The following is a 25,209-nucleotide window of genomic DNA, read 5'->3' on the forward strand; positions in this document are numbered from 1 at the left end:
CATCCTCTTCAGGTTCAGGGAAAGGGAGTTGGTGAAGCGCGGTCGTGCGAGTGCGGTCCCGTACGGGCCGCGTGGTCGGTGGCCTCGGTGTACGCGGTCTCGGTCTGCTCGGTGAGCAGCTCGTCGACGGCGGTGGTGTCGCCGTAGGCGCGGCGCCAGCCGAAGCGGGCGGCGGCCTCCATGAGGGAGCGGCGGGCGAGGGACACGGTGACCTCCGGGGGAGGGCCGGTCGTCCGGTCTCGGCTGACCGGGCGGACACCGCGTCGCCCCCGGCCGCCGACGTGCGGCGGGCGGGGACGCGCGGAGAGCGCCGGTCAGTTCTCCGAGAGGCGGCGTGCGTAGTAGGAGACGTAGTCGCCGAACTGGCTGCGCTCGATGCGCGCGACGTCCGGCTGGTCGACGACCAGCTGCTGGAGCACGTCCACGATCCAGCCGTTGGTGCGCTGGAGCGTGAGGCGGATCAGGTCCAGGTCGGAGACCCACAGCTGGACGTCCCCCTCCTGGTGACGGGCGTCGCGCACCCAGGAGTGCAGCCGCTCGCGGACGGTGTCGTCGTCCGGGCGGGCGGGGATGTCGCGGGGCAGCGCCCGGCAGGTCGTGGCGTGCTCGTTGGCGACCTTCGCGGCGTCGGCGAGGCCGTAGCGCGTGCTGTAGGTGCGCTGGCCGTTCTCGCGGGTGGCGTAGTGGCAGCCGAGGCAGGCGACGGAGTAGTAGGTGCCGGACGGTCCCTCGTCAGCGGTGTAGACGAGGACGACCGCGTGCGCCTGGTTGTAGTAGCGCTGGGCGATGGTGACGCCCTCGGGGGTCCAGGTCTCGCCGGTCTCGGGCCACGGCTCGGGGGCGGGCGGTTCGGCGGGGGTGGGGCGGCGGGTGAAGAGGGTGAAGGCCATGCCTACTCCTTGTTGTCGGTGTGGTGGGTGTGCTGGGGAGGGCGTGCGGGGCGGTGGCCGGGGTTGGGCGTGGGTTCAGAGGGCGGTGCTGATCGCGGCCAGGGCGAGTAGGGCCATGGCGGTGAGGCTGAGGTCGACCGCGTACCGCAGGCGGGTGAACTTGGTGACGGCGAGGGTGGACAGCACCTGGATTCCTGCGGCGCGGGTGTCCTCGGTCATGCACGCGCGGATTGCGCTGGGGGTGAGCGTGGCCCAGTACGGGAACGATTTCCGGTCCGAGCGGCTGATCCGAGGCCGGGCCACCAGGAGCAGGAACACGGCGGCGACGCTCAGGGCGAGGATGGCGAGGGCGCCGAGCGTCTTGGTCGGGGGCGGCAGGTCCTTGTCGGCGAGGGTCGTGAGTCCGGCGAGGGCCGCGCCGTTGAAGGCGAGGAGTAAGGACGCCTTGACGTCGGTGCGGGCGATCTCGCTCGCGGTGGCCGCGCAGGCGGCGTCGAGGTTCTTGTCGGTGCGGCTGTCGACGTTGGAAGTGGTGGGGGTGGTGTTCTGCATGGGCAAGGTGGGTTTCTCCGTTCTCCACGGGGACGGGGTGGTTGTCACAGGCCGCGGGTGAGCGTGGTCCAGAGGCGGGTGGAGGGGCCCCAGGTGGTGTCAGTGACGGTGATGTGGACGGCGCTGCGAAGGGCGGTGAGGGCGCCGGGGTCGATGCCGGACCACACGGCCGCGAGGTCGTCGGGGTGGTAGGGGTCCCCGAACCAGGTGACGGGTTCACCGTTGCGGCAAGTGACCGGGATGCGTGTGTAGTCGGTTCGGGGCGTGAGCCCGTGGATCACGATGTGGAAGTCGTGCTCCAGCGCGGCCTTGATCAGTAGGCGGAAGAGGGCACGGTTCGTGGTCCACCCGTCGACCGCGGCGCGCTGGCTGTAGACGGCGCCGTCCCAGCCGACGGTGGGGGAGTGGCCCGGCTGCGAGTTCGCCGTGACCAGTCCGGCGCGGTTGAGGCGGGCGAGTGCGGGGACGAGGGGTGCGGTCTCCGGGTCGGGGCCGGCGCCCGGGCAGCCGGGGTGGTACCGGAGGGTGCCCTCCAACCAGTCGGCGGTGAGTCGGCCGAGGTCGGTGAGCGTGCGTGCTTCGGCCCAGCGGGCCCGGTGCGCGCGAGGAGTCCAAGGCAGTCGGATCTTCACAGGGCGTTCCCTTCGGTACGGGTGAGGGCAGACGGCCGGTCGGCCTGCCCGGTCCTCGCTCCCGGGAGTTGTGGGGGCGAGGGCCAGGCAGATCGGCGGGTCAGCGGGTGCGGTGTGTCTGAACGCCGGTGTCGTCCGCCGGGGCCGGCCGGTGCGCGGGGCGGGCGCGGCGGATAGCGGGGCGCAGGGTCAGGCCGCGCAGGGCGGCGGCGCTGGCGAGGATCCAGATGAGGGCGGCGATGCCGGTGGCGACGGTGCGGCCGGTGTCCGGTGTGGCCTGCCAGATCATGGCGATGCTGGCCGCGCCCCAGGTGATCCACAGGGTGCGGGCGGCGGTGATGCGGAGGAACCCGCCGACCAGGCCGACCAGGCCTGCGGTCTGCCAGAGGGCGTAGGTGGTGGAGGCGTCGACCGGGAGGTCCTGGGTGTGGGTGGTGAGGTAGGTGCGGGCGGGGGTGTCGATGGCCGCCCAGATGTCGTGGGTGGTGCGGTTGGCCTCCGGGGACGCGAGCGTAGTGAGGAGTTGGTCCGTCCCGGCGATCAGGACTGCGGCGGCGTCGGCGGCCAGCACGATGACGAACGCGATGCCGATGCCGGCGATCAGGGTTTTGATCCAGGTGGCCATGGGGTGCCAGCCGAGCTGCGGGGCCAGGCGCAGGTCCTCCCACCGGTCGTGGAGCACGCCGCCGGTGGTCCAGGCCGTGTTCCACCAGGCGCGGGCGTCGGCGAGCGGGGTGTCCTTCTTCATCGGGGTGGGGATTCCGGCGTCGGCGGTCACGTCGAGGTCGTTGTTGTTGGTTGCCAAGGCGGGGCTGCTCCTTCTGATCCGGGGGTGCGGGGCCGGGCGGCCTGTCCCGTCTCCCGGGCCGCCGTGGCGGTGCGGGAGACGGAGCGGGTGGTCCGGATCAGCCATGGAACTTGTTGCGGCGGAAGACGGCCTTGCGGATGTTCACCGTGGTGCCGGACGCGCCGCTGCCGCGGGTGGTGCTTCGGCCGGTGAGGGCCAGGCCGATGAGGAGGATGAGGGCGGCGAGACTCATCACGGCCTGTCCGGTGGCGGCGAGAACGCCTTCGAGGGCGACCAGTCCCGGGGCGGCGGCGCCGACACCGATCCCGGCGAGCGCGACGCCGCCGCCGGTGGACAGCGCCAGCGCGCTGTACTTCCACACGAAGGCCGGCACCCGCTGCTGCGCGACCGGCTCGGGGGCCGCGGCAGGGAGCAGCCGAACGGCCGCCGGCACCGGGGCGAGGGCTTCCTCGCGGCGGACCAGGTCGTGGACGCGGGCGAGGTAGGCGTCGTCCGCGAGCAGCAGGGCCGGGTCGTGGGCGGGCTGCTGCACCGCGGCGGCGTGGGGGTGGGAACCGGGGAACAGGGCCCAGATGCGGCGCAGGTCCTCTTCCGGGAGGCCCGCGAGCTGGGCGGTGGAGGCGGGCGGGCCGGGAGAGGGGAGCGGCGTGGTGAGGGCGGCGGGCTCCGGGACGGTGTGGATGGTGGTGTTCACAGGGGGCTCCTCGGCGGGGATGCAGAAGGGCCCGTCCGGCGGGTGCCGGACGGGCCCTGGGGGCAGTGGTGTGGTGGTGGGTCAGGCGAGGCTGTAGAGGGCGAGGGCGGCGGCGAGGACGCCGAGGGCGATCCGGGCCCACAGCCAGTCGATCTCCACGGCACCCCACACAGCCGCGAGCGCGAGGGCGCGCAGGCCCCAGCGGGCGAGGAACCCGAACGGCTCGTAATCCTGCAACTCGCGGATACGGGCGGTACGGACGTCCATCTCCTCCTGGAGGTGGGCCCGGGTGACCGTGTCGGCCTCGGCCGTGTTCCGGAAGGTCTCGCTGTAGGAGTGCCGCTCGGCCTCCAGTCGGGCGATCTCCTCGTCCGGTGTCTCCACGGGCGCTACTCCTTCGGGTCGGTGGCATGGGAGGTGAGTCCCGCCGCGGTCATGTCGGCGTTGCTGATGCCCAGTTCGTGTGCAAGGCGGGCGAGGGTGTCGGCCTGGTCGCTGGGCAGGACGAGGACATCGCGCGCCTGGCTGCCGCGGGCGGGGCCGACGACGCCGAGCTCGTGCAGGACGTCGAGAACATGTCCAGCGAGCGCCCAGCCGATGCGGAGCTTGCGCTGCAGCATCGACGCGGTCCCGAACTGCGTGGCGATGACGAGCTCGGCGGCCTGGAGGACGAGGAGCCCGTCCTCCCCCTCCGGCAGCCCCGGACCCGGCTGGGCGTCCGGTCCGGGGCCAGTGGGCCCGACCGGCACCGCCCGGTCCGGTGCCGCCGGGTCCGGACTCTGCGCCGCAGGTGCGGCCGGTGATGTGGCCAGCGGGGTGGCGGTGCGGGAGATGTAGCGGGTGTACTGGCCGCTCGTATCGGCGACGACCTTGCCCTCCTCGGCCCACTTCGCCATCCAGCCGCGAACGGTCCGCTCCGCCGGAACATCGTCACCGAGCGCGTGCCGCAGCGCGGTGTGGAGTTCCTTCGGGGTGCAGCCGGACGTCCCCGCGGCGGCCAGGAGCTCCAGCCCCGTCTCCCGCGGGTCGACCGGACGGGCGACAGGCCGGGGCTGGAGCGGAACGACGTTCTGCGGAACCGCTCGCACCGGCTCCGGGTCCGGGTCGGCGGGCACCGCGCCCGGTCCGGTGTCAGCTCCGGCGAGGGCGGCGTCGACAGCTGCGAACAGCTCGGCCGCGGCGGCGCCGAACCCCTCGTACCCGGACGGCACCGGGCCGCCCTCCGGAGCGGGTGCGGGGGAGGGGGAGGGGGAGGGGGTGATGACGGTGGTGGTGTCGATCAGCTCCCCGGCGTTGTCGACCGCGTGCTGCGCGGACTCGGTCAGGCTCTGGCCCTGGTAGAGGACAGGCAGGGCCCGGGCCCAGCGCTGCGGATACAGCGCGCCGCTCTCGACGTTGACGGAGAGCGGGTCGAGGGCGGGGCGGCGGGAGGCGGTCGCGGCGCACACCTTGTCGGTGATCTCGTCGGTGATGTACCACGCCTTGAAGGCGGCCGGCTTCTTCGGTCCGAGACGGGTGTGCATGGTCCAGCCGGACCCGGCGACCGGCGCGTCCTTCGGGTCGAGCTTGATGTATCCCGGGAAGAGGTAGGCGAGTTCTTCCGCGTCGCTCACGGTCATGCCGACCCGCCACTTCGCCTGGAGCTTCATCGCGGCGGTGATCACATCCTGGGTGCCGCGGAGCCCGCAGGTCAGGGTGCGGACCCGCATCGCGCGGCCCTCGTTGATGACCTTGTCGAGGAGTTCCTTGACGTCGTGGGGCAGGGAGGCGGTCTCGTCGCAGACGATGACGATGCCGGGGATGTCGCCGGTGATGGGGAGCTTGTTGTCGGACTTCTTCTCCCGCATGAGCTGCTGGTAGCCGGCCTTGCGGGCGGCGATGATCTCCCCTGCCATCGTCAGCATCAGCTTCGCCTCGGCCAGGTCGTGGGCGATCCAGTCCACCACCGGCGCCGCGGCGGTGCCCTCGGTCGCCCAGGGGGTGATCCAGGGGAGCGCGACACCGCCGCCGGTGATGTCGATCGCCCAGATCAACGCGTCCGGCATCCGGGCGAGCTGGGCGGTGACGACCCGCAACGTGTTGGTCTTACCCGCGTCGGTCTCGCCGACGAGGACACCGCAGTCGTTGCACAGCGACCCCAGGGCCGGCTCGCCGTCGCGGTGCAGCCCGAAGGGGAACCGCTCGGTCAGGGTGAGGTCGCTGTAGTCGTCCGGGTAGGGGAGGTCCTGGGAGACGACGTCTTCGAGGGTGACGTCGATCAGGATCGTGCCCCGGTTGGCGCCCGGGGCGATCTCGACGCCGCAGCCGTCCGGCAGGCGCATGTCCGCCGCGCACTTGGGCCCGTACCCGGCCAGGTCGTCGGCGGTGGTGCCGCCCGGCGGGAGGTCCATCTCGACGGTGTAGCCGACCTTCCCGGGCCAGTGCCGCACGTCGCGGCCGTGGCAGTCCTTGATCCGGGCGACCCGCTCCAGCCGGTCCTCCCAGTCCTTGAGGATCCCGACCGATTCCCGGCGCAGCAGCATCAGGGCCTTGCGCTCGGAGCGGGTCTCCTCGGTGCGGTTGACACTGGCGTTGAGGGCGAAGCCGACGGCGGCGACGCCGAGGCCGGACGCCCAGCCGGTCATCGTCAGGGGAGCGGCGGCGAGTGCCCAGGAGGTCCAGGCCCCGGCGGTCAGCCAGGTCAGGGCACGGGTGGTGAGGGTGACGGTGGTGGTGGACTGCCTGATGTCCCAGGCGGCTCCGGCGGTCGCGGCGCCGGCGAGGGTGACGGCGGCGGCCTGCCAGGGCATCCCGGTCAGCGGGGCCAGCATCACCGCGGTCGCTGCGGTCTCACCGGCGTAGCCGAGGAAGGTGGGGTGACCGGCGGGCGGCGACCAGTCCCACTGACGCGACATGACGAACTCCGTTCATAAGGAAGAAGGGGGAAGCAGAACCGAGGGGAGAGGGGAGGGGGATGCGGCGGTGGCCGCCCGCATGGGTGCGGGCGGCCACCGGGTGGTGCAGGGGGAGCGGGGTCAGCGGGGGGTGTTCCACATCTCCTCGGACGACCGCCCCTTGCGGGGGTTCACGTTGTGGCTGATCTCGCGGCGGTGGTCGTGGGCGAAGAGCTTCGCGGCCATCGCGGCGTCGTCGGCCGCCGCGCGGAGCGTGGCGGTGATGGTGCCGAGTTCGTCGGTGACCCGGTCGTCGACGGGGTAGACGTCGCGGGTGCGGGTGTGAAGGAGGGACACCGAGTCGGCCAGCGACGCCAGTCCGAGGCTCATGCCCTCGTACTCAGCGCCGACCTGCATCATGTGGACCGGCTCGAACGTCCGGTACAGCGCGGACATCAAGACGCATCCGGACTCGATCCGGCCCGGCATGAACATTGCCCCCTCCGGCACGGCGGCGCCGACCGGGGTGACGTTCCACATCCACTCGCCCGTCCGCGGGTGGAGGATCCGCTCGATGTCGAACTGGTGGGCCGTACGGAAGAGGACGACCATGTCGTCCGTGCGGGCGGCGGCGTTCGCGGTGCGCTGCGCGGCCTCGGCCAGCTTCACCAGGGCCCGCTTGCTGCACGGGTACCTGCGGTCCGAGGCGACGGCCATGTCCCGGACAGTGGCGGCGGCCGAGCGCAGGGCATTGGGTAGCCCGGCGTACTCGGCGGCGACCTCCATCATCGAAAGGGGCCGGTATCCGGCGTAGGAGGCGTGGCCGGCGGCCATGGCGAGGGCGAACTTGCTGTTCTTGCCGTCGAGGACGGCGCTGCTGGTGTCGAGGCTGGAACCCATGGATGTGTCGGTGTCCTTCCGGGGGTCGTTGACGGTGAGGGTGAGCGATTCAGCGCGGGCGTCGGCGTCGTGCCGGGCCCGGGAGCGGCGGAAGAAGTGGCGCCAGATCCGTCCGGCGATCCGGACGGGGAAGAGGTAGCCGTGCAGGGGGTCCCGGTGCTTGGTGATCAGCCGCCAGGTCCCCCAGAGGATGCCGAGGGGGAGGGTGGCGAGCCCGACGAGTCCGGCGAGGATCCCGGCGCCGGCGCAGCGGGCCCAGTGTCCGGACTTGCGGAGCACCAGGCGCCGCCAGCGGTAGACCCGGCCGGGTGCCTTCCCGGCCGGGGTGCCGGATCCGGAGCCGCCCTTCGCCGCCGCCTTCGCCTTCGCTTTCTTGGTGGGGCGCAGCCTGTTCATCCAGGACCGTGCGGTGTTCAACAGGCGGGAGGCCCGCGAGCGCCCCGGCTTCGCCGGCTTCGGGGTCGTGGCAGTGCCGGGCGTCTTCGGGGTGGTGGTGTTCGTCGTGCCGCCACCGTTGTTCAGGTCACGGCGGCGGAGCTTGCCGAGCGTGCTCTTGACGCTCTGCCAGGCCCCGCCGCTCCCGTTCTTGCGGTGACGGCCTCCGTTCAGCGACCCGCCCCCGTTCTTCCCGCCGCCAGAGCCTCCGGGGCGACCGGGACCGGCCCCGTTCAGGCCGCCGCCGCTCTTGTTCAGCCTGCCGCCCGGGGTGTTCAACCTGCCGCCGTTCTTGTTCAGACCGCCGCGCGGGCCGCCCGACGAGCCGGGGGATCCGGGTGCGTTTCCGCCCCGGCCGGAGGCTCCCCGGCCCGGCCCATGGGCCCCGGGGGAGCGGCCGTTCAACCCTCCGGCCCGGCTGTTCAGACCGCCGGAGCGGTTGTTCATCCGGCCTCCGGACGACCCGGCACCGCTACCACTGCCGCGGCTGCCGCGCCCGGTGCCGAGGAGTCCGCCGCCCCGGCCCGACCGGCCACCACCGGAGCCACCGGAGCCGGTGCCGGACCGGTTCCGGGCCGCCCTGCGCGCTGCGGCGGCGTTCTTCTTCCTCCGGCCGGCCAGGGCGGCGAGCCCGACCGCCGTCCCGACGCCCGCGGCGGCGGCGAGTCCGGGAACCCCGGCGGCGGTGTAAGCGGCGCCCATGGCCGTTCCGGTTGCGTTGGTGCCGTGAACGAGGAGCGGGACCGCGCGGGTCCGTCCACGGCGCGGCGCCGTGGCCTCCGGAGCGGGCGCGGCGGCCGGGTCCGGAGCGGCCTGGACCACGGTGGTGGTGTCGGCCGCGGAGGTGTCGGGGACCTGCTGGGGGTCAAGGGTCGCGGTGTCTGCCACGACGACTCTCCTCACTGACCGTAGCGGCGAGGCCAGGCGAGGCGAGGCCAGGCGAGCACCAGACCCCCTCCCACCCGTGTCGGAGCCGTCCGAGGCGGGGGTTGGGGGTGTTCCGGCTCGCCTCGCCTGGCCTCGCCTCGCCTCGCCGCTACAGTCCGTAGCTGAATCAAAGGGGGCGGTCAGGGGGATTCGAGGGCAGGGGAGCGGCGATAACCGGTCCGGTACGGGTCATACTCGGTGGCCTGGCGGCCACGGCCGGCCCCGCGACTCCGTGCCCGGGGCGTGATGCCGGGGCAGGGGGCGCGGGGGCGACCGTGAGGCCAGGAGTCGTGCTGGCTGGGGATTCCGGTTCAGGCGGCGGACTGCTCCGGGACCGAACCGTCACCGACCTCCTGCTTGAGGATTTCGACGGCGCGGTTCTTGCGGTCCTGGGCGGAGCCGGTGCTGGTGCCCAACTCGTCGGCGATGACGCGGATGGTGACCGCGCTCTCGCCCCGGGCCCGGATCATGGCGATGACCCGGTGGGTGTCCCAGTCGACCTGGTTCATCCGGGCAAGGGCCGCGGCCTGAACGGCCCGGGCCTCGAACTCGTGGGCGCGCGCCTGGTGCTCAGCGGCCTCCGACTTCGCCTTCTCCTCCCGGGCGAGCGAGGCGGCGGTCTCCTCGCGGTCCATCTGCGCCAGCCTGTCGGCTTCCGCCTCCTGGGCTCGGTGCTCGGCCGCGATCCGCTCCTGTTCGGCGGCCTCGGCCAGGGCCTCGTTCGCCGCGGCCTCGGCGGCGGCCAGGCGCTGCTGCTCCTCGGCGAGGCCGGCCTGGCGGGCGATCTCGTCGCGGCGGGTGCGGGCGGCGGCGTCGGCGGCGATACGGCGCTCTGCCTCGGTGGCCTGAGCGGTCATCTGCTGCTGCTCCAGGCTCCAGGCCGACTGTGCTTTCTCCCGCTCGATCCGGGCGAGGGTGCGGCGCTTCTCGGTCTCGTCGGCGAGGTCCTGGACGCGGGCCGCGGCCTCGTCCTCCTTGAGCTTGAGCGCGTGGCCCCGCTCGGACTCGCGGAGTTGAGCATCGGCTGCGGCCCGCTGAATCTCGGCCTGAGCCTCCCGTTCCGCTTCGGTCTTGGCGATCTTCAACCGGCCCTCGGCACGGATCTTGTCGACCTCAGCTTGAGCACGGGCCCCGGCGAGTTGAACATCCTTCTCGACCTTCTGAATCTCGGCCTCGGCCCGCTGAACATCGGCCTCGGCCTCCCGGACGATCCTCCGGGTCTCCTCCTCCAGCGGCACCCCCAGGGCACGCTCCACGCTGAATCCGAGCGGCGCGAGTTTGAACGGGAGCAACTCGTCGGGCGACGCGGCCTTCCGCCACGACAGCTCGCTCGTCTCGTACTTCTGGCGCAGGCTCTCGCGGTAGATCCGGATCTGCTGCGCCTGGGCGACGGCCTCGGTGTAGGGAAGGTGGTAGAGCCGCATCCGGCGGGCGAGGCGGGCGGTGGACAGCGGGGCGAGCAGCCAGCGGGCGAGCGGGACCGAGCCGAGCGGCATCTCACCGGCCAGCAGGTCGGCCATCCGGCCGATGTAGTGGCGGGCGGCCTCGACCGCGACGATGAACAGGACCGGGATGACACCGTGCATCGCCGCGGCAAGCGGGTCGTCCGTCCACGGGCCTTTCGGCGCGGCGGCGTTGAACGCCACCGTGGCCGCGGTCAGGGCGTGGGCGGTCCAACGCAGGGCCGGGAGCGGCATCCGCTTGCGCATCATGTAGAGGTCGAGGGCGAGAAGCACCAGGATCCCGGCGTCGATCCCGATCGGGAACGCGTACGAGAAGAGACCGAAGCCCTTGCCCAGGGCGAGGTTCTTCAGGGTGGTGTAGGAGCCGGTGAACCCGATCCCGGCGAGCACCAGGCCGCCGGCACCGGCGATGACGGCGAGCAGCCGCATCGTGCGCGGGTCGCCGTCCGGCTCGGTGCCGGCCTGCCGGGCGGTTGTCTCCTGGCCGTCGGGGTCGTGCTCCTGGTCGTCGTGGTCGAGGCGGGGGTGGCGGGCCGGGCCGGGGACGGCGGTCGGGAGGGTGTCGGGCTTGCGGATGTCGACGGGGGCGGTCATGAGCTGGTCTCCGGTTCATCGTGCAGGTCGTCGGGGGAGGGGGGTTCGAGGGCCAGGCCCATGCAGAGCCGGACGAGGCCGAAGGTGCCCAGGCCGACCGCGGTGTGAAGGACGGTGGGCCAGAAGCCGTTGGCGAAGAGGTCCAGCAGCGCCAGGACGGCGGCGGCCAGCGCGACGAGCGTGGCCAGCAGCGCGGGCACCGGGCTGCGCTCCGTGTGCGGGGCAGTGGACTTTTCGAAGCCGGGGGTGGTCGCGGTGGTGCTCACCGGGCACCTCCGCTGGTAGCGTTGACCATGCGATGCGCTCCTTGTCAGCGGTCGCGGGAACAAGGAGAGGCCCCCTGACCGGGGCCTCTTTTCTTGTCCGAGCCGGTTCCGGCTCTCCGGCCCCGTCACGGCCCTGCGGCGGCGGTGACGGGGCGGGAGAACCGCCAGCCCCGCCGGAACGAGGTCCGGCGGGGCCGCGGCGGCACGGTCAGCGGCCGTGGTGCTCCTTGAGGTACTGGGCGAGCTGGATCTTCACGCTCGCCATGTCGCTGTACGCCGACATCGCGGGCCACAGGCCCTGGTTCTTCTCGGCGTCCTTCAGGAGCTGGTACGCCTCGCGGACCAAGTCGTCCGGGTCAGCGTCGATGTGGCGCAGCGGGCTGGTCAGACGGGCGAAAATCCCGGCCATGGGCGAGGTCTCCTTCGAACAGCGGGGGCGGGTGTCAGGGCTTGGGGAGGGCGCGGCACTGGGCCGCGTGGTCCTGGGCGGGCATCTGCCGTCCGGCGTCCTTGAGGATCAGGCCGTGGTCGAATGCGAGGTCGTCGCCGGGGTTGTTCAGCGGCTTCCATCGCACGGCGGTGGCGTCGGTGCCGGCGCGGGCGGTGGTGTCGGCGGGGACGCGGGCGAGGTAGGCGACGCTGACGTACCGGCCGCAGGGGTCCCGGGCGGGCGCGTCGTAGACGCCGACGAGGACCAGGTCGTCCGGGGCGACCGCGACGCCGGTCTCCTCCAGCAGTTCGCGGGCGGCGGCGTTCCGGGATGTCTCGCCCTCGTCGACGTGCCCGCCCGGCAGGGCGAGCTTGCCCTGGTGGGGCGGCCAGCCGCGCTCGATCAGCAGCACGTCGGCGCCGCGGACGCACACCACGTCGGCGGTGTAGCGGATCGGCTCCGGCGCGGTATCGGTCATGTTTCCTCCGGGTTGGCTGGCGGTCCGGGCCGTCCGGCTCCCCACGACTCCGCCCGTCCGCGCACCGGGGAAATGCCGGGGCGGGGACAGGCGGAGAAGGCAACCGGCAGATCCGGGTCAGGCAGCCGTGGGCCGGTTGCGGGCGGCGCGGCGCTTCATCCGGCGGCGGTCGTCGTCGTCGGTGCCGCCCCACACCCCCTGCTCGCCGCGCTCCAGAGCGCCCTGGAGGCAGCTCTCCATCAGCGGGCAGCCGCGGCGGCAGACCGCCTTGGCCTCCTCGATCTGCAGCAGCGCCAGCCCGGTGTTGCCGACAGGGAAGAACAGCTCGGGGTCCTCGTCGGCGCAGGCCGCGCGGGGGCCAGCGGGCGGGGCCTCGGTGGAGACGGCGCCGTAGTAAGGGGTCCGTACGATGGAGCGGTTCATCAGGGCCTCCCAGAAGGTCCGGTGGTACGAAGGCAGCCCCGGGGGCGCATCCCCGGGGCTGTGTGCGCGTGTACGGCCGGATGGCCGGAGCGTGCGGGAGCTCCCGGCGCTCTCCGCCGGCCCCGCCGGTGAGGGCGGGGACGACGGGCAGCACCGGGCAGTCAGCGCAGGCGGATGGTCGGGCGGGGGCGGTCGTCGGTCGGCGGAACCGGCGGGGCCGGGGTAGCCGGCGGGGGCGGGGCGGTGAGGTGGATGGTCGGGCGCTCGCGGTCGTCGGAGGTGGGCTGAGTACTCATCGAGGGGTTCCGTTCGGGTCGAGGTGGTCAGCGACGGTCGGGCTGAGGCGGTGGTGGACGGCCTCGCCGAGGGCCCGGTGTGCGGCCTGGAGACGTTCGTCGAGGGTCGGCGGGTCGGAGCGGTCAGCGGTGGTGGAGTCGGTCATGGGCAGCTCCGCGGGTGGAGGTGGTGGTCGGTGTCGGCAGGCGTTCGCTACTTGTGCTGCCTCTGCGCTGCCAGGTACTGGTCCTGGAGGCGGACGAACTTGAGGTTCAACTGGTCGCCGTCCCGGCAGTCGGGGCGCTCTGCGGTGCAGCGGCCGCAGGCGACGAGGTGCGCGCGACGGGCCTTGTCGGCGGCCATGTACAGCTCGTGGAGTTGGCGGAGCGTGGGCACGAAGTCCTTCCAGCGGCGCCAGCGAGGCGGCGCCGGGTGTGTGTCAGCGACGGAGTGTCCGGCGTCCCACGCCCGGGTCGCCGCGGCGATCGCGATCGTGAGCAGCCGGCGTGCCTGCGGGTGGGTGCAGCCCAGGGCCGCAGCGGCCCGGGCCGCGCGGTGACGCGCGGCCCGGGCGTAGTGGACGGCCGGATGGATGAGAACGCCCCTTCAGTGGTTCAAGGGGCAGCGCTTGAGCCGGTTGTCGACCTCCAGCCGGCAGATCCAGCACTGCCAGGCGATGCGGCTGAGGCGACGGACGCGGGTGCGGACGCTGTGGGCGGTCACCGGGTCACCGCCACGAGGGCGGGGCGGCTGGTGGTGTGGGTGGTGCCGCAGGTGCAGATCCAGTGCTCGCAGATCGGGCAGTGGTCCTGGTCCTCTTCGTAGATGCCCTGCGGGTGCGGGCGACCATCCGGCTCCTGCTCTTGTCGCCCGTCCCGCTCGTGCGGCGTCGGGCGAAGCGGAAGCTTCGGCGCTGCCCCGGTCATCTCGGCGAGCGTGCGTGGAGCGCGCTGGACGAGCTGGTGGAACGCGTCGTCGTCAGGCTCCAGCCCCTTCGCGTTGTCTTCGCGCTCGACGTCATCAATCACGCCGGCGCGCGGAGCGGAGGCGCGGGCGGTGCCAATAGCGTGGCTGGTGGTGGCGGGGGAGTGGGTGAGCGAGTTGGGGCGTTCCGCGCGGCCGGTGCGTCGGGGCCATCGTGTGGTGGCCTCGTCGTCGCGGGCGACCGCCTCCTCCAGGCCCCGCTCGTGGAGGGCGCCGAGGTCTCGGAGTTGGTGAGTTGTGAGGCCTGCGCGGACCATGTCGTCGAGGCGGTTGGTGTCTCGGCCTTCGCGGTCGCGGAGGGCGAGTTCGCGGCAGGCTGCTTGGGCGGGGCAGTTGTTGCACACGGTGCGGAGGCGCGGGATGCGGGCTGTCCAGGAGTGGGCGGTTTCGTGGTCGCCGCGGAAGAAGTCGCCGACCGCCGTGGTGATGCAGGCGGCGCCGTTGTCGATCTGGTGCTGGAGGCGGGGGCGGCGGGTGATCCGGGCGAGAACGGGGGAGTTCTGCGGCTGGAGCCAGGAGTCACCGTTCTTGGACAGGTCGGGCTGGGTAGTCGATCGGTTGGGCCGTGCCAGAATCATGGACACAGGCAGTCCTTTCACGAGGTGGGCCTGTATCGCGCCGCCCGGAGGGTCAGAGCTCCGGGCGGCGCACCTTTCTGTTGGGGCGTCCTGCAGCCCCGCACCACCCCCAGCCCACCGCGGCGGTGCACGGGGCTGGGGATGATGCACGGAGCAGGGCCGCAGATCAGGCTGCCGAGGTGGTGGCGGTGCGCAGCTTCACAGCCATGGGGGCCGGCTCCAGCGGCGCAGGAGGAAACCCGCGGACGGCGGGCAACGCCATATGGAGAACAGCCCCCAAGAGACGTTCTCCCGGGGCTCGTGGTGCGGTTCGGGGGCAGCGCAGGGGCTGTTGGTCAGCTCGCGCGGCGCTGGGGGCGGAGAGGCTGGAGCGGCACCGAGGGCGCGCCCAGCGGGGTGTCGCCGGTGGGCAGGTGGGTGCGGCGGGTGTCGGTGTCGGCGACCGACTTGTTGTGCTTGGCCCACTGCGCCCGGCGGGCGGCCGGCGCGGTCAGTGCCCGGGCGGTGCTCCGCTCCTGGCGTTCGGCCTGCTCGCGGGCGATCGTGCAGGTTGCCTCTGTCTCGCCGAGTCGGACCTCGAGGGCACGGCCCGTCGCGCACCTGGCGCCGGCGCCCCGGCACGTCGCGCACGCAGCACGGTGCTGGAGGACCGCGCGGCGGGCCCGCTCCAGAAGCGGGATCAGGCGGAGCAGGACGGGCAGGGCCTGCGGGCCGCGGGCGGCGAAGCGGTGGACCGGGGTGGGCGGCTGCGCCAGCGGCTTGTGGTGCTGGCGGGCGGAGCGCCGGCCGGTCGCCGTGCTATCGGCGGCGTGCAACGCCTCATTCCACTGGTCGGGGGTGATGTCGATGTCGATGGACTGCGCGCTGCCGGGGCAGCGGGGGCCGCCGGAGGGCTTGTCACCGACGTAGCGTCGGGTAGAGGTCGGTTCGGAGGGGGGGCCGGCACGGTGCGGCATGATCATTGACCGTTTGACGCGGTGCCAGGTACCGCAATCCGGGCAGACCACCATGCGAGGTTCGCCCTCGCGGAGGGACAGGTGCTCAGGTCGCATCCGGCTGGCCAGCAGAGGGGCACGGCTGTTGGGGCGCATCGCATCTCCTGATGTTCTTGGTCCAGCTGTGTTCCCCTTCGGCCAGGCCACGCCCCTAGCGGGCGTTCCTGACCGGCGGGCAGCACAGCGACTGCAGAGGAATACGGGGTTGCGCACCTGGCTGCTGCTACTGGGAGACCTCATGGATCGTCATCCCAGGACCGGCATTTAGCCGGGCAGCCAGACGTATGAAGTTGGGTTGGGAACCAGTTCCGGCTCCCTCATCCGGCGCCGCCTGTGGGGCAGTTCCGGGTGGGGGAGCCGGGTCCGAAGACCCGGCAGTAGGCCAGGAGTCAGGCCACGATCGAGAGGGACGAGGCGATCGGCGGCGCGATACGCAGCTGGGTGGCGCAGGGGAGGAGCACGTCGGCTAGGCGCTCCCGGATTCGAGTGGTGATGCTCGGGTCGTCCGCGAGGATGTCGCGGGCCGCGTGCCGCCTGGCGAAGAACTGCTCCAGTAGCTCCTGCTGGTCGGTCAGAACCTTCTCGCGGGATGTCGCGTAGGGCTCGTGCAGTTCCAGCGGCGTACCAAAGGCGACGTCCAGGTTGACCTCGGCGAACTCCGGGAGTTCGATTTCCAGCTCGTCCAGGAGCGCGAGCGTTTCAGCGTCGAAGTGCTCAGCGGCGAGGCTGGCGGCGGGGCGGCGGGTGGCGTTCATGAGGTGGTACTCCTCTCAGACGTGCTGAGCTCGGGAGGCGTCCCGGTGGCGAGTGCGCAGGGCTAAGCCGAACTTCTTCGACACCCTCACCCTCACCTCGTTAGCGAGGTCCGATGCCCCCTCAGTACAGCGCTGCTCGTTAACGATGTCAAGAAGTACGTTAGCGAGGTACAGTCTTCTGGTGATGTCCTGGCCCGCCGGGACGCCCATGCCGGTTCCTCGATAGCCAGTGGTCGTAGGATCGCTAACGAGGTAGGGAGATGCATGGCGAGTGAGACGGGCGCGCAGCGGCCCAAGTACCAGCGGATTGCCGACGACCTGAAGGCGGCGATCGAGTCCGGCGAGTACGGGCCCGGCGATCGGCTGCCGGGTGAGAGCGCGCTCGCCGCTCAGCACGAAGTTGCCATTCTTACCGCGCGCCAAGCGCTCAAGATCCTGCGGATCGAGGGGCTGGTGGAAACGAAGAAGGGCGCCGGCGCTCGTGTCATCGAGTTCCGCCCGATCCGACGGCATGGCATCCAACGGCTCGCGCGCGAACAGTGGGGAGCTGGCAAGTCCATCTGGTCCGCCGACGAAGAGCGCCCCGTCACCATCGATGTCCGGGTTGCCAGCGTCCCGGTGCCAGCGCACATCGCTCGGATGCTGAAGCTCGATGAGGACGAGGCTGTATGCGCTCGGTTCCGTCGCTTCGTTCTGGACAGCAGACCGGTCATGCTCGCGACCTCCTATCTGCCCCTTGAACTGGCAGAAGGCACCGCGATTATGCGCGTCGACACGGGCGAGGGAGGTACGTACGCGCGGCTCTCTGAGCTTGGCCACGGACCCATGCACTTCCGCGAGGAGATCCGCTGCAGGCTGCCCGTTGCCGAGGAAGCCGAAGGGCTGGCCATGCCCTTGGAGCGCCCCGTCATCAAGCTCTGCCGAACGGCCTACGACGCAGACCTTCGAGCGGTCGAAGTGAACGAGATGACCATGGACAGCGCGGCGTACATCCTGGAGTACGCGTTCGATGCCTGAGCCTTCGAACTCTGCCACTGCGACTCCCTCATGGCTACTCGTCATGTGGGAGCCATCTCACTCGCGCTGAGTGAGACGCAACATCACAGCGGCTTGTCGAAGCCCATGCGCACTCTCGTTCACGGGTTCTCAACATCCGCGTACACATGGGATTTGGTACTCGCGCCCTAGGCTCGCGGCCATGACAATGACGGAGGGGCAGAGGGTGGGGAAGCAGCGAGCAGGGTGGCGACCAGATCGGTTGCGTGAGCAGAGGGAGGCTCACGGCCTGACCCTGGAGAAGGCGGGGGAGCGCCTCCGCGCGGTTGCCGAGCAGGCCAAGCTCAAGGGCATCCCCGCCGCGAATCCTCAGACCTTGTGGCAGCACGAGCAGGGCGAGGTCTACCCGGGCCCGCACTACCGGCGCGCCTACTGTCTCCTCTACCGGGCCACGGAGCCCGATCTGGGATTCCGCACCGCCCTGCCCGGTGAGGAGACGGCCTTCAACCTCACACCGCTGGACGACCGCCTCAACGGTTCGCAAGTCTTGGCTGTTGAGCGTGCTATTCATCGCATCGCGCCGGGGTCGGACCAGGCCAACCACTTCGACTTGCAACAGCGGATCATCGACGCGTGGAAACGCCGGCACACAGGCGGCGACCCCCACCGTCCTGTGCTCATCCTGGTCGGTGGCTTCGCGGGCAGTGGGAAGACCGAACTCGCCCGCTTCTTCGTCCAACTCACGGGCTGGCCGTTGCTCGACAAGGATCCGCTCACCCGCCCGCTGGTGGAACGCCTCCTAGCCGCGCTGGGCTGCGACGCGAACGACCGGCACACCGACCTCTACCGCGAGAAGGTTCGGCCGGTGGAGTACGACTGCCTGATGCAGTCGGCCATGGCCAACATCAAGTGCGGCATCTCCACGGTATTGACCGCACCGTTCATCTCCGAAATGACCGACCCGGCTTGGATGCAGCGCCTGACCAATCGAGCTGGCTCGATGGGTGTCGACGTCTTCCCGGTGTGGGTTCGCTGCGACGAAGAGTCAATGCGCGAGTACATCGGATTCCGTTCTGCGGCCCGGGACGCGTGGAAGCTGGCGCGGTGGGACGAGTACATGGCCACGATCGATCTGGATCTGCGTCCGGCAGTGCCACACCTGGTCGTCGACAACCGGCTGGGTACAGCAGTGACACTCACGGACCAGGCCCGGCAGGCGATGGGAGCGATGTACGCATGAACTCAAAACAGGGTGTGATCCTTTACGGACCGCCAGCGTCGGGGAAGGACACCGTCACCACGGCGCTCACCGAGTTGAGCCCTCGATACGCGCAGTTCGCGAGGCTCAAGGTCGGGACGGGCAAGTCGGCCGGCTACCGGATGGGCACAGCGGAGCAGCTGCACGAGCTGGATGCCGCAGGAGACGTTGTCTACTCGAACGCGCGGTACGGCAACACGTACGTGATCGATCGACCCGGCGTCGACGCAGCGTTCGCGGCTGGGGTGCCCGTGGTGCACCTTGGACAGGTCGACGGCATCCTCGCGCTGGTCGACGGCTACCCGGCCGACTGGTCAGTGGTGCTGCTGTGGTGCCCGCGCAAGGTGACCGAGCAGCGGTCGGCGGAGCGCGGCGACGGCGACACCGCGGCGCGCCTGGTGGCGTGGGACGCGACCCGCGAGGACCTGGATGCGCACCCGGACCTGGTCTGGGACCTGACGGTGGACACAACGACATCGGCGCCGCAGAACGCGGCACAGCTCATCGACCAACTGCTGGCACGGCACGCGGGGGCAGCAACGGCGTGAGCGCGGGCTACGGCTGGGCGAGTCGGTCCAAGGCATCGGTGAGTGTGAGCTCGCCGTTGTCCTTGGCGTCGTTCCACCGTTCCAGCGTGGAGGCGGCCGCGTGCAGCATCTCCGGCGGAAGGCCGGCGGCCGCAAGCGCGTCGGCAGCTTCCTCCAGCTCCGGACCCCAGCGCCAAGCGCGCGCGGCAGTTTTGGCGACGTACTGCGGCTCGGACAGATACGAGTCGGTGCGCCGTGAAGCGACCTCGATGAGCTCTTGGTCAACGCCGTGTGCGCGCGCCATGCCGACCGCGAGCGCCACCAGCACCCGCGACGTCTTCTGGAAACTGGCGTACGACAGCTTCAGCGCGGACGCCTTCCCCACCTCCGTGCCCAGCACCGAGGTCTGGGCGGCGGTGTCCGCAAACAGCGCCTTGATGCAGGCGGTCGCGTCAGCGGGCCCGGACAGGTACAGGGTCGGCGTCTTGCCGCCGACCGGTGGGGAGCCAACGACGCCACCATCCACGACGGTCGCTGCCGGTGCGAGCAGGGCGGCGATCCGCTGCATCCGCACGGGGTTGATGGCGTTCGCCTCCACGTACACCCCGGCGAAGTGGTGCACGGCGACGTCGCGGGCGAGGTCCTCGGCAGCAGCCGGTGGGCAGAGGCTGATGACAATGTCGCTGCGGTCCAGCAGTTCGGCCAGCTCGGTCACCGGCGTCAGGCCGAACCGGGCGGCGCGCGCCGCCGACGCGGTGCTGCGCCCGGTCTTGCACCAGAGGACCGCGGCCGCGTTAGTCGCGGCGCAGGCGGCGATGGCGGCGCCCATGCTGCCGGGGTGGAGGATGCCGACGGTTGGTTGGTGCACGGTTCTACTCCGTCTCGGCGAGCAGGATAGTGATGGCGTCGGTGACGTCGTCAACAACGTGGTGCGCGGCGGGGAGTCCATCGGGCCAGGGGCGCCCTTGCAGCCAGATGGTGCGCAGGCCGGCCTGGCGGCCGCCGCCGATGTCTCCGGCAGGGTTGTCGCCGACCATCCAGCCCCCGTCCGCGAGGCTGACGCCGCACCGAGTGGCCCCGAGTTCGAAGAGGCGCCGGTCCGGCTTGCGGGTCTCCAGGTCGCCCGAGGCAGCAATGCCGTCAACCAGAGGGGCGATGCCGGCACCGGCGAGCTTGGCCCGCTGGATGTCGCCGGCCCCGTTGGTGACGACGCCGATCGTCCATGCGGCCGCGCGCAAACGAGCAAGGCCTTCGAGGACTTCCGGTCGGCAGACAACAGCAGCCGCCATAAGGCTGACGTACTCCTGCCACAGCCGCTCGACGGGTACTTCCAGGTTGAAGGCTTGCCGGAGTCGGGTGAAGTCACCGGGGCTTGCTCGATCTGCGAGCTCGATGAGCATCCACTGCTTGATCTCCGACCTGAAACGGGCCCTTGCGCAGAACTCGGACACGCACACCTCGAAGGCAACTCCACGGTCGACCAGGGTGTTGTCCAAGTCGAAAAGCGCAAGGGGCATGAGGGGCAGCTCTCCTCTTTCTCTTCGTACAGGACGAGGGGCTTCCTGGCGGATGGGAAGGGGGTGATGAACCGGTCAGCTCGCGGGAGGGGCAAAGGGGCGAGCGAGATGATCGTGCGTTTCCTCCGCCAGGGTCGACGATGGGGCGAGCGCGGCGAGCGCGGACCTGAGCGTCGCGGAGTTCCGCTTCCATCGTTTCGGCGCGATGATCTTCAGCCTCGGCGTGCCTTCCGGGCGAAGTACCTGGCTTCGGCAGTCGATGACGGGGATCAACCCCAGGTTGTGTTCGTACAGGAGTACGGGCTTCTGCGCGATGAGCGAGCGGAGTTCAAGCCGCGCCACAGGGCCGAGGAGGTTGACACGGCTGCCGGCCCGTTTCTGTTTGCCGACTATGACAAGGCCGTCGAGCTGCTCGACGAAGCTGTCCCATTCGTAAGGCCGGGCGTCGTTGAACACGCTTCGGTAGTGAAGGACCTCGACTCCGGCTGGGAGCTCTTCGGCGATCTTCGCAAGCCAGCTGGCCCACTTGGGGTTGTCCGCCATCCGGGGCGCCGCGCTGACGTACACACGCACCAGACTGCCAGGCGCTCGCGCCGCGGCAATCCGTTCCATCGCGGTGGCGAAGCGGCGCTGTTGCCCCGGGGTCGCGAAGGTCTCGACATCAAGGTCGTCGGCATCGAGGTCGTCGGTCGTCACGCTACTCATCATGCCGGGCCGGGCTTCCGCCTTGCGACCAGGGGAGGGAGCTGTCCGCATGGCGGTACGTCAGGAAGCCTAAGGCGGCGACACGGTTGGTCCCAGGGTGCCAATGCAGTTCACGAGGGGAGTAGGGTGTCCGTGGATAAGATCACCGCAGACATGGTTAAGCCCCGCGAGGCTGCACTCCGGGGCACGGCCGCAGACCTTACAGCGAATGGTCTCGACATGTTGCAGGATACCCGCACCCTTCATCAGACACACAAGGCACCCACTGCCGTCGCAGCGATGACCAGCACGTCGCTCCGGCTTGAGGGTGCCTTTTCCATGCTTCCGCGACTGTCCGGACGCGGGTACGTCTCTCCCATGGAGGTCGAAACGTCGTAGGTGCCTGAGGCGACACCCGCTCTACGGGACAGCCGCCGGGACGCTCAGCTTCTCAAGGTGTTGACGCACCTCGGGCTCAGCGCCCCATCCAATCTCCGTTCCGGCCCCTGCAAGGGCCCTCTCGGAGGAGTCGTTCGCCCCGGTACCAGCCGGCTTCGAACGATTCAACTTCTAGGTTCTCCGCGGAACCGAAGCCACCAACGGGGCTTCGTTGTGTCTGAAGGCGTGGCCCCCGACGAGGAGCCATTTTGCCGTACCCGCACGCACTTTTCCAGCCCACATACGCCCGTTTCATGCCGATTCGAGGTGTCAGATTCCCGCCATTCTTGATCCAGGCGCTTCCGCTTCGCCCCTTTCAGGCAGCTTTCACCCATCAGTGGTCGGCACTGCGTGCCATGCCGAGCAGCGTCCCCAGCAGCACCCGGCGCGCCGCCTTGCCCACGGGCTGCCAGCGTGCCGTTCGCGACCTCGCCCACACCCAGCCGACAGGCACCCGGACGGACCCGTTCCCGCCCCGGGAAACCGCCCCGATGATCATCGCCCGCGTGACGGGAAGGTCCAGCGACAGGACTTGCGGAGCTAACCCAACGGCGGTCCATCGTGCGCTCATGACCCCAACACACCCTGGCCACACGCCTCTTACCTCACAGCTCGCTCCCTGCTTGAGGGGCACCCAGTGAACGCGGTTGCGACGCGGGCCGCCGCGGTGTCTCGGGTGCCGCAGCCTCGTTGGCGTCGGTCGACGCTGGGCCCGGTCCAGACGGGTCCGGTGCCGGTGCGGGGTCCGGGCCGTCCTCTCGCCCTGGGCCGGAACGCCCGTGCCCGGCTGCGCGCCGCGGTCCATATGCTGCTGGATGCCTCCGGTCTGGCTGGCGCCCCGGATTCGGTCCGCCTGACCGTGATCGTGGTGGCGTCCAGGACGCCGTCGGAGTCGGGTGTGGTGGAAATCCGTACGTCCGAACTGGCCCGGTGGCTGGGGCTGTCGGCGTCGTACGTCGCCTCTGTCGTGATCCCGGCGCTGCGCCGCTCCGCTCTCGTGTCGGTGGAGACCAAGGAGGGTGAGTTCGGGCAGGACGAGTGCCTGAAGTGCCGGGTGCTGCCGCTGTGGGCGGCGCAAGACGTCGTCGGGCATCCGCTGAACCTGGCGAAGAAGGAGTACTCCACCTTCTTGCGGCTGCTGGAGGCCGTAATGGCGCCGGGCTGGACCCACCGGGACGGCTCGGTCACCCCGGCCGGGCTGATCGGTACACGTACCGGACGGGGCGCGGCGACGGACCGTCTGGCGCTGCTGCTGCTGGTGCTGGAGGCGCGGGAGTCCGGACAGGTTCGGCTGTGCGGCGGGACGGTGGACACCCGGCGCGGCCGGGCGGCGGCAACGGTGGCCCGGCTGATGGGCTGCTCGGCGTCGGCGGGGGAGCGGGTACTGGAGCGCCTGGAGGACCAAGAGCTCGTGCTCCGGCGGCGTCTGAAGACGGGCTCGGGCCTGCGGAGCCGGTCGCGGCTGATGGTTCCAGCGGTCGCCGCCGCGCACGGTCGTACGGTCGCCGACGACGTCCAGGAGGACCTTGCGGAGGCACCGGAGGCCGAGATTTCAGACCCCGACGTTGCGGCAGGGCCTGTTGAGGCGCCAGAAGCGGACACGGAATCAAAGGTCAGCGGCCTGTTGGGAACGGATGGGGCTGCTGTTGCAGAGCCCGACGTTGCGGCAACCCTTCACACTGATCACTCTTCTGTGGTCACTCAAGCCGTTCGTCCGCAGCTCTCTGGTCGCTTTTCCGGCGAAGGCCGTGGGACTGCAGGTCGTCGGCCGGAGCACGCGTGCGCGGGCGAGGAACAGGCCGTCGACAGCGAGACCAACGTTGCCGGGAGCTGGTCGTCGGTGGCAGCGGGCGGCCCGCTGCGCGGGGAACAGCCGAAGGAGTCTCCGGTCAACGAGCGTTTTGGGCAGCGCGTCGCCGGGGCTGGGGCCGGTGAACGGCCGAAGGGCACCGGGTGGGAAAAGACGCGGCAGCAGCGGCGGTGGGGGCTGCCGGATGATCTTCGTCTGCGGGTCGCTCTCGGGCCTGTGACCTGGCTCTGGGAACGGTTGTCCAGGTGGCAGCAGGACCAGGTAGAGGCCGCCGCGAAGACGGAGTTGGCCCGTCTGGACGCGCTGCTGATGCAGCAGGGCGCTGCGCCGCGGCTGCTGGCTGAGCGGCTTACCGATCGTCTGGAGGAGACCGGCGGCGAGGCCCTGATCGGTGACCCGTACGCGTGGTTGATCCGCCGGGGCCTGCCCCAGCGGCGCGCGTGCCCGGATCTGCGGTGCGACGACGGGACCCGGCTGGACACCCGGACCGAGTGCGAGAACTGCCGCAACGTCCTCCATCTGCGACGCGGGATGCGCGCCCGGGCCGCTGCCGACATCGAGCGCCGGCAGCCCGGCCTCGGCGACGCTGAGCGCCACCGCGCCGTCGAGGCCCGGCTTCGGCAACTCGCCGCCATCGAGGCGGAGGACTACGTGTGGCGCCGCGAGCAGGCCCGCGCGGAACACGTTCGCCGGGATGCCGCCCGCGCGGCAGCCGCTGACCGGGCGGAGCGCGAGCGCCTGGCCTCGGCCGCCGCCGACGCGGTCCGCCAGGCGCTGGCGTGCGAGGACTGCGGGCAGCAGCAGGCCGGTGGGCTATGCGAGACGTGCGACCACTGCCGCCAGACCGAGACCCTGATCAGTCAGGCCGGTCTCCTCGTGGCGACCTGGTCCGCCGACCTCACCGACCCGGCCAGCGTCGCGGCCGTCGCCGCCACGGTCCGGACCGCCATCGGCCACAGCGTCACCGCCGCATGGCAGGAGTTCCTGGAGATGACCGACACCACCGGCGTTGCCGCCCTGGAAGCCAGCCCGGAGGCGGCGCGCGACGCGTACGCCTTCGCCGCGCTCCAGACCACGCAACAGGCCCTCCAGGAGCACCACGACACCGCCCTGGCGATGCTGAGCCAGACCCAGGAAGCCGAAGCGGAGGCCCAGCGGGCCTACAAGACCGAGCAGAACCGGCGCTGGTACAGGTACAACCCACACGGTGCGGACGCCGTCGCGGCCGCGACGAAGGCCGCCGACACCGCCAGGGAGCGCGTGGCCGAGTACCTGCTCGCGACGCGACTGGAGCAACTGAGCGAGCAAGCCAACGCCCGGACCGAGCGGCCCGCGTCGTGGACGGACCGGCTGCCCGAGCTCACCGCCCGCCCACTGGACGGCGACGCCACCGGGATGGTGATCGCATGACCACCGAGTCGGAGTTGAGCGGCGTCGACCTTGCCCGCCAAGCCCTGACCGCGGCGCGGGAAGCGGCGAAGAAGAACGGCGCCCGCACCACGAAGCCGAAGCGGCGCACCACCACCGCCGTACGGCGCGACGGCCGCGAGCCGCTCGGACTTGGCGCGGCGATCGGCATGATGATGACCGAGCGAGGCCTGGCCGCCCCGACCGCCGGCGGCACCGTCCTCGCCCACTTCGACACCATCCTCACCGCGACCGTGCCCGAGCTCGCCGGGCGCGTGAAGGCGACAGGGTTCGACGCGGACACCGGCCGCCTGGACCTGGTCCCCGACGCCCCGGCCGTCGGAACCAAGCTCCGGTGGAGCGCGCCGAAGCTGATCGCCGCCGTCAACGAACGCGTGTCAAACGGACACGTCTGCGCCCTGAACGTCCTGGCACCCGCGCTCGTGAGGACCGGCCCCGCCATCGCGGCCGACGTTGCCCCGGCCCCGGGGGGGGGGGGCGCGGCCGGGCCGGGGGGGGGGGGCCGCGCCCCGGCGTGCGGGGGCCCCGAACCGCACCCGCCCCGGGGGGCGGGCGGGGCTACTTCATGCCGGCGGTGGCGATGCCCTGGGTGAAGTGG

Annotated in this window: 28 protein-coding genes; 5 read left to right on the forward strand and 23 right to left on the reverse strand. The window is 71.3% G+C overall.

Annotated elements, in window-relative coordinates; all coding sequences use genetic code 11:
• Positions 1-14: 14 nt before the first annotated feature.
• From ACFWIA_RS28705 to ACFWIA_RS28800, 20 genes are all read right to left on the reverse strand, one after another.
• The gene (locus tag ACFWIA_RS28705) at positions 15-206 is read right to left on the reverse strand and encodes a hypothetical protein (protein WP_387010034.1); all 192 of its coding nucleotides are present in this window, start codon (positions 204-206) and stop codon (positions 15-17) included.
• A 108-nt stretch (positions 207-314) separates the two neighbouring features.
• Entirely contained in the window at positions 315-890 is a 576-nt protein-coding gene (locus tag ACFWIA_RS28710; protein ID WP_387010036.1) for a hypothetical protein, read from the reverse strand.
• Between the two features lie 75 nt (positions 891-965).
• Positions 966-1,442 (reverse strand): Pycsar system effector family protein, encoded by a 477-nt coding sequence (locus ACFWIA_RS28715; protein WP_387010038.1) that lies wholly within the window; start codon positions 1,440-1,442, stop codon positions 966-968.
• 44 nt (positions 1,443-1,486) lie between these two features.
• Positions 1,487-2,074: a DUF6919 domain-containing protein gene (locus ACFWIA_RS28720; protein ID WP_387010040.1), complete on the reverse strand. Its 588-nt coding sequence runs from the start codon at positions 2,072-2,074 to the stop codon at positions 1,487-1,489.
• 100 nt (positions 2,075-2,174) lie between these two features.
• Positions 2,175-2,879 (reverse strand): hypothetical protein, encoded by a 705-nt coding sequence (locus tag ACFWIA_RS28725; protein WP_387010042.1) that lies wholly within the window; start codon positions 2,877-2,879, stop codon positions 2,175-2,177.
• A 100-nt stretch (positions 2,880-2,979) separates the two neighbouring features.
• Positions 2,980-3,576, reverse strand: a complete 597-nt coding sequence (locus ACFWIA_RS28730; RefSeq protein ID WP_387010044.1) for a hypothetical protein — start codon at positions 3,574-3,576, stop codon at positions 2,980-2,982.
• A gap of 81 nt (positions 3,577-3,657) precedes the next feature.
• Positions 3,658-3,960 (reverse strand): hypothetical protein, encoded by a 303-nt coding sequence (locus ACFWIA_RS28735; RefSeq protein WP_387010046.1) that lies wholly within the window; start codon positions 3,958-3,960, stop codon positions 3,658-3,660.
• A 5-nt stretch (positions 3,961-3,965) separates the two neighbouring features.
• Positions 3,966-6,470 carry a DNA translocase FtsK gene (locus ACFWIA_RS28740; protein ID WP_387010048.1) on the reverse strand — a complete coding sequence of 835 codons (2,505 nt, stop codon included), beginning with the start codon at positions 6,468-6,470 and terminating at the stop codon, positions 3,966-3,968.
• Between the two features lie 120 nt (positions 6,471-6,590).
• The gene (locus tag ACFWIA_RS28745) at positions 6,591-8,672 is read right to left on the reverse strand and encodes a hypothetical protein (protein ID WP_387010050.1); all 2,082 of its coding nucleotides are present in this window, start codon (positions 8,670-8,672) and stop codon (positions 6,591-6,593) included.
• 350 nt (positions 8,673-9,022) lie between these two features.
• Positions 9,023-10,768, reverse strand: coding sequence for a DUF2637 domain-containing protein (locus tag ACFWIA_RS28750; protein WP_387010051.1), 1,746 nt, complete (start codon positions 10,766-10,768; stop codon positions 9,023-9,025).
• On the reverse strand, positions 10,765-11,034 hold the full coding sequence (locus ACFWIA_RS28755) for a hypothetical protein (RefSeq protein WP_387010053.1): 270 nt from the start codon (positions 11,032-11,034) through the stop codon (positions 10,765-10,767). Before ACFWIA_RS28755 ends, ACFWIA_RS28750 begins: the two co-directional genes overlap by 4 nt.
• A gap of 208 nt (positions 11,035-11,242) precedes the next feature.
• A complete protein-coding gene (locus ACFWIA_RS28760) occupies positions 11,243-11,443 on the reverse strand; it encodes a hypothetical protein (RefSeq protein WP_387010055.1) in 201 nt (66 codons plus the stop codon).
• A gap of 34 nt (positions 11,444-11,477) precedes the next feature.
• Positions 11,478-11,942, reverse strand: coding sequence for an NUDIX domain-containing protein (locus tag ACFWIA_RS28765; protein WP_387010057.1), 465 nt, complete (start codon positions 11,940-11,942; stop codon positions 11,478-11,480).
• 117 nt (positions 11,943-12,059) lie between these two features.
• The gene (locus tag ACFWIA_RS28770) at positions 12,060-12,365 is read right to left on the reverse strand and encodes a WhiB family transcriptional regulator (RefSeq protein WP_387010059.1); all 306 of its coding nucleotides are present in this window, start codon (positions 12,363-12,365) and stop codon (positions 12,060-12,062) included.
• Between the two features lie 161 nt (positions 12,366-12,526).
• The gene (locus ACFWIA_RS28775) at positions 12,527-12,661 is read right to left on the reverse strand and encodes a hypothetical protein (RefSeq protein ID WP_387010061.1); all 135 of its coding nucleotides are present in this window, start codon (positions 12,659-12,661) and stop codon (positions 12,527-12,529) included.
• Complete coding sequence (locus ACFWIA_RS28780) at positions 12,658-12,807, reverse strand: hypothetical protein (protein WP_387010063.1); 150 nt, start codon at positions 12,805-12,807, stop codon at positions 12,658-12,660. The genes ACFWIA_RS28775 and ACFWIA_RS28780 overlap by 4 nt, the downstream gene beginning before the upstream one ends.
• Positions 12,808-12,854: 47 nt before the next feature.
• A complete protein-coding gene (locus tag ACFWIA_RS28785; protein ID WP_387010065.1) occupies positions 12,855-13,037 on the reverse strand; it encodes a hypothetical protein in 183 nt (60 codons plus the stop codon).
• 323 nt (positions 13,038-13,360) lie between these two features.
• Positions 13,361-14,203 carry a hypothetical protein gene (locus ACFWIA_RS28790; protein WP_387010067.1) on the reverse strand — a complete coding sequence of 281 codons (843 nt, stop codon included), beginning with the start codon at positions 14,201-14,203 and terminating at the stop codon, positions 13,361-13,363.
• A 335-nt stretch (positions 14,204-14,538) separates the two neighbouring features.
• Positions 14,539-15,159, reverse strand: a complete 621-nt coding sequence (locus ACFWIA_RS28795) for a hypothetical protein (protein WP_387010069.1) — start codon at positions 15,157-15,159, stop codon at positions 14,539-14,541.
• A gap of 428 nt (positions 15,160-15,587) precedes the next feature.
• Complete coding sequence (locus ACFWIA_RS28800) at positions 15,588-15,953, reverse strand: hypothetical protein (RefSeq protein WP_387010071.1); 366 nt, start codon at positions 15,951-15,953, stop codon at positions 15,588-15,590.
• A gap of 264 nt (positions 15,954-16,217) precedes the next feature.
• On the opposite strand from ACFWIA_RS28800, the gene ACFWIA_RS28805 reads away from it, so the two are divergent.
• The 3 genes from ACFWIA_RS28805 to ACFWIA_RS28815 all read left to right on the forward strand — a co-directional run bounded on the left by ACFWIA_RS28805 (position 16,218) and on the right by ACFWIA_RS28815 (position 18,755).
• Entirely contained in the window at positions 16,218-16,970 is a 753-nt protein-coding gene (locus ACFWIA_RS28805) for a GntR family transcriptional regulator (protein ID WP_387010073.1), read from the forward strand.
• Positions 16,971-17,151: 181 nt separating this feature from the next.
• The gene (locus ACFWIA_RS28810) at positions 17,152-18,189 is read left to right on the forward strand and encodes an AAA family ATPase (RefSeq protein ID WP_387010074.1); all 1,038 of its coding nucleotides are present in this window, start codon (positions 17,152-17,154) and stop codon (positions 18,187-18,189) included.
• Positions 18,186-18,755 (forward strand): guanylate kinase, encoded by a 570-nt coding sequence (locus tag ACFWIA_RS28815; RefSeq protein ID WP_387010076.1) that lies wholly within the window; start codon positions 18,186-18,188, stop codon positions 18,753-18,755. Before ACFWIA_RS28810 ends, ACFWIA_RS28815 begins: the two co-directional genes overlap by 4 nt.
• 7 nt (positions 18,756-18,762) lie before the next feature.
• Here the strand turns inward: ACFWIA_RS28815 and ACFWIA_RS28820 are convergent, their stop codons facing one another.
• The 3 genes from ACFWIA_RS28820 to ACFWIA_RS28830 form a co-directional block, all read right to left on the reverse strand.
• The gene (locus ACFWIA_RS28820) at positions 18,763-19,602 is read right to left on the reverse strand and encodes a DUF1932 domain-containing protein (protein WP_387010078.1); all 840 of its coding nucleotides are present in this window, start codon (positions 19,600-19,602) and stop codon (positions 18,763-18,765) included.
• Between the two features lie 4 nt (positions 19,603-19,606).
• Positions 19,607-20,251: an HAD family hydrolase gene (locus ACFWIA_RS28825; protein WP_387010080.1), complete on the reverse strand. Its 645-nt coding sequence runs from the start codon at positions 20,249-20,251 to the stop codon at positions 19,607-19,609.
• Between the two features lie 75 nt (positions 20,252-20,326).
• A complete protein-coding gene (locus ACFWIA_RS28830; protein ID WP_387010082.1) occupies positions 20,327-20,947 on the reverse strand; it encodes a hypothetical protein in 621 nt (206 codons plus the stop codon).
• Between the two features lie 1,231 nt (positions 20,948-22,178).
• Here ACFWIA_RS28830 and ACFWIA_RS28835 point away from each other — a divergent pair.
• Positions 22,179-24,593: a hypothetical protein gene (locus ACFWIA_RS28835; RefSeq protein ID WP_387010084.1), complete on the forward strand. Its 2,415-nt coding sequence runs from the start codon at positions 22,179-22,181 to the stop codon at positions 24,591-24,593.
• Positions 24,590-25,204, forward strand: coding sequence for a DUF721 domain-containing protein (locus ACFWIA_RS28840; RefSeq protein WP_387010086.1), 615 nt, complete (start codon positions 24,590-24,592; stop codon positions 25,202-25,204). Before ACFWIA_RS28835 ends, ACFWIA_RS28840 begins: the two co-directional genes overlap by 4 nt.
• The last annotated feature ends 5 nt before the right edge of the window (positions 25,205-25,209 follow it).

This window comes from Streptomyces sp. NPDC127068, assembly GCF_042724695.1.
Lineage (GTDB): Bacteria > Actinomycetota > Actinomycetes > Streptomycetales > Streptomycetaceae > Streptomyces.

Coding starts and splice junctions, on each gene's coding strand:
- ACFWIA_RS28715 (WP_387010038.1), bottom strand. CDS start 1,442: ATGCAGAACACCACCCCCACCACTTCCAACGTCGACAGCCGCACCGAC.
- ACFWIA_RS28795 (WP_387010069.1), bottom strand. CDS start 15,159: ATGCCGCACCGTGCCGGCCCCCCCTCCGAACCGACCTCTACCCGACGC.
- ACFWIA_RS28750 (WP_387010051.1), bottom strand. CDS start 10,768: ATGACCGCCCCCGTCGACATCCGCAAGCCCGACACCCTCCCGACCGCC.
- ACFWIA_RS28765 (WP_387010057.1), bottom strand. CDS start 11,942: ATGACCGATACCGCGCCGGAGCCGATCCGCTACACCGCCGACGTGGTG.
- ACFWIA_RS28710 (WP_387010036.1), bottom strand. CDS start 890: ATGGCCTTCACCCTCTTCACCCGCCGCCCCACCCCCGCCGAACCGCCC.
- ACFWIA_RS28810 (WP_387010074.1), top strand. CDS start 17,152: ATGACAATGACGGAGGGGCAGAGGGTGGGGAAGCAGCGAGCAGGGTGG.
- ACFWIA_RS28800 (WP_387010071.1), bottom strand. CDS start 15,953: ATGAACGCCACCCGCCGCCCCGCCGCCAGCCTCGCCGCTGAGCACTTC.
- ACFWIA_RS28835 (WP_387010084.1), top strand. CDS start 22,179: ATGCTGCTGGATGCCTCCGGTCTGGCTGGCGCCCCGGATTCGGTCCGC.
- ACFWIA_RS28760 (WP_387010055.1), bottom strand. CDS start 11,443: ATGGCCGGGATTTTCGCCCGTCTGACCAGCCCGCTGCGCCACATCGAC.
- ACFWIA_RS28825 (WP_387010080.1), bottom strand. CDS start 20,251: ATGCCCCTTGCGCTTTTCGACTTGGACAACACCCTGGTCGACCGTGGA.
- ACFWIA_RS28805 (WP_387010073.1), top strand. CDS start 16,218: ATGGCGAGTGAGACGGGCGCGCAGCGGCCCAAGTACCAGCGGATTGCC.
- ACFWIA_RS28775 (WP_387010061.1), bottom strand. CDS start 12,661: ATGAGTACTCAGCCCACCTCCGACGACCGCGAGCGCCCGACCATCCAC.
- ACFWIA_RS28790 (WP_387010067.1), bottom strand. CDS start 14,203: ATGATTCTGGCACGGCCCAACCGATCGACTACCCAGCCCGACCTGTCC.
- ACFWIA_RS28740 (WP_387010048.1), bottom strand. CDS start 6,470: ATGTCGCGTCAGTGGGACTGGTCGCCGCCCGCCGGTCACCCCACCTTC.
- ACFWIA_RS28770 (WP_387010059.1), bottom strand. CDS start 12,365: ATGAACCGCTCCATCGTACGGACCCCTTACTACGGCGCCGTCTCCACC.
- ACFWIA_RS28840 (WP_387010086.1), top strand. CDS start 24,590: ATGACCACCGAGTCGGAGTTGAGCGGCGTCGACCTTGCCCGCCAAGCC.
- ACFWIA_RS28815 (WP_387010076.1), top strand. CDS start 18,186: ATGAACTCAAAACAGGGTGTGATCCTTTACGGACCGCCAGCGTCGGGG.
- ACFWIA_RS28780 (WP_387010063.1), bottom strand. CDS start 12,807: ATGACCGACTCCACCACCGCTGACCGCTCCGACCCGCCGACCCTCGAC.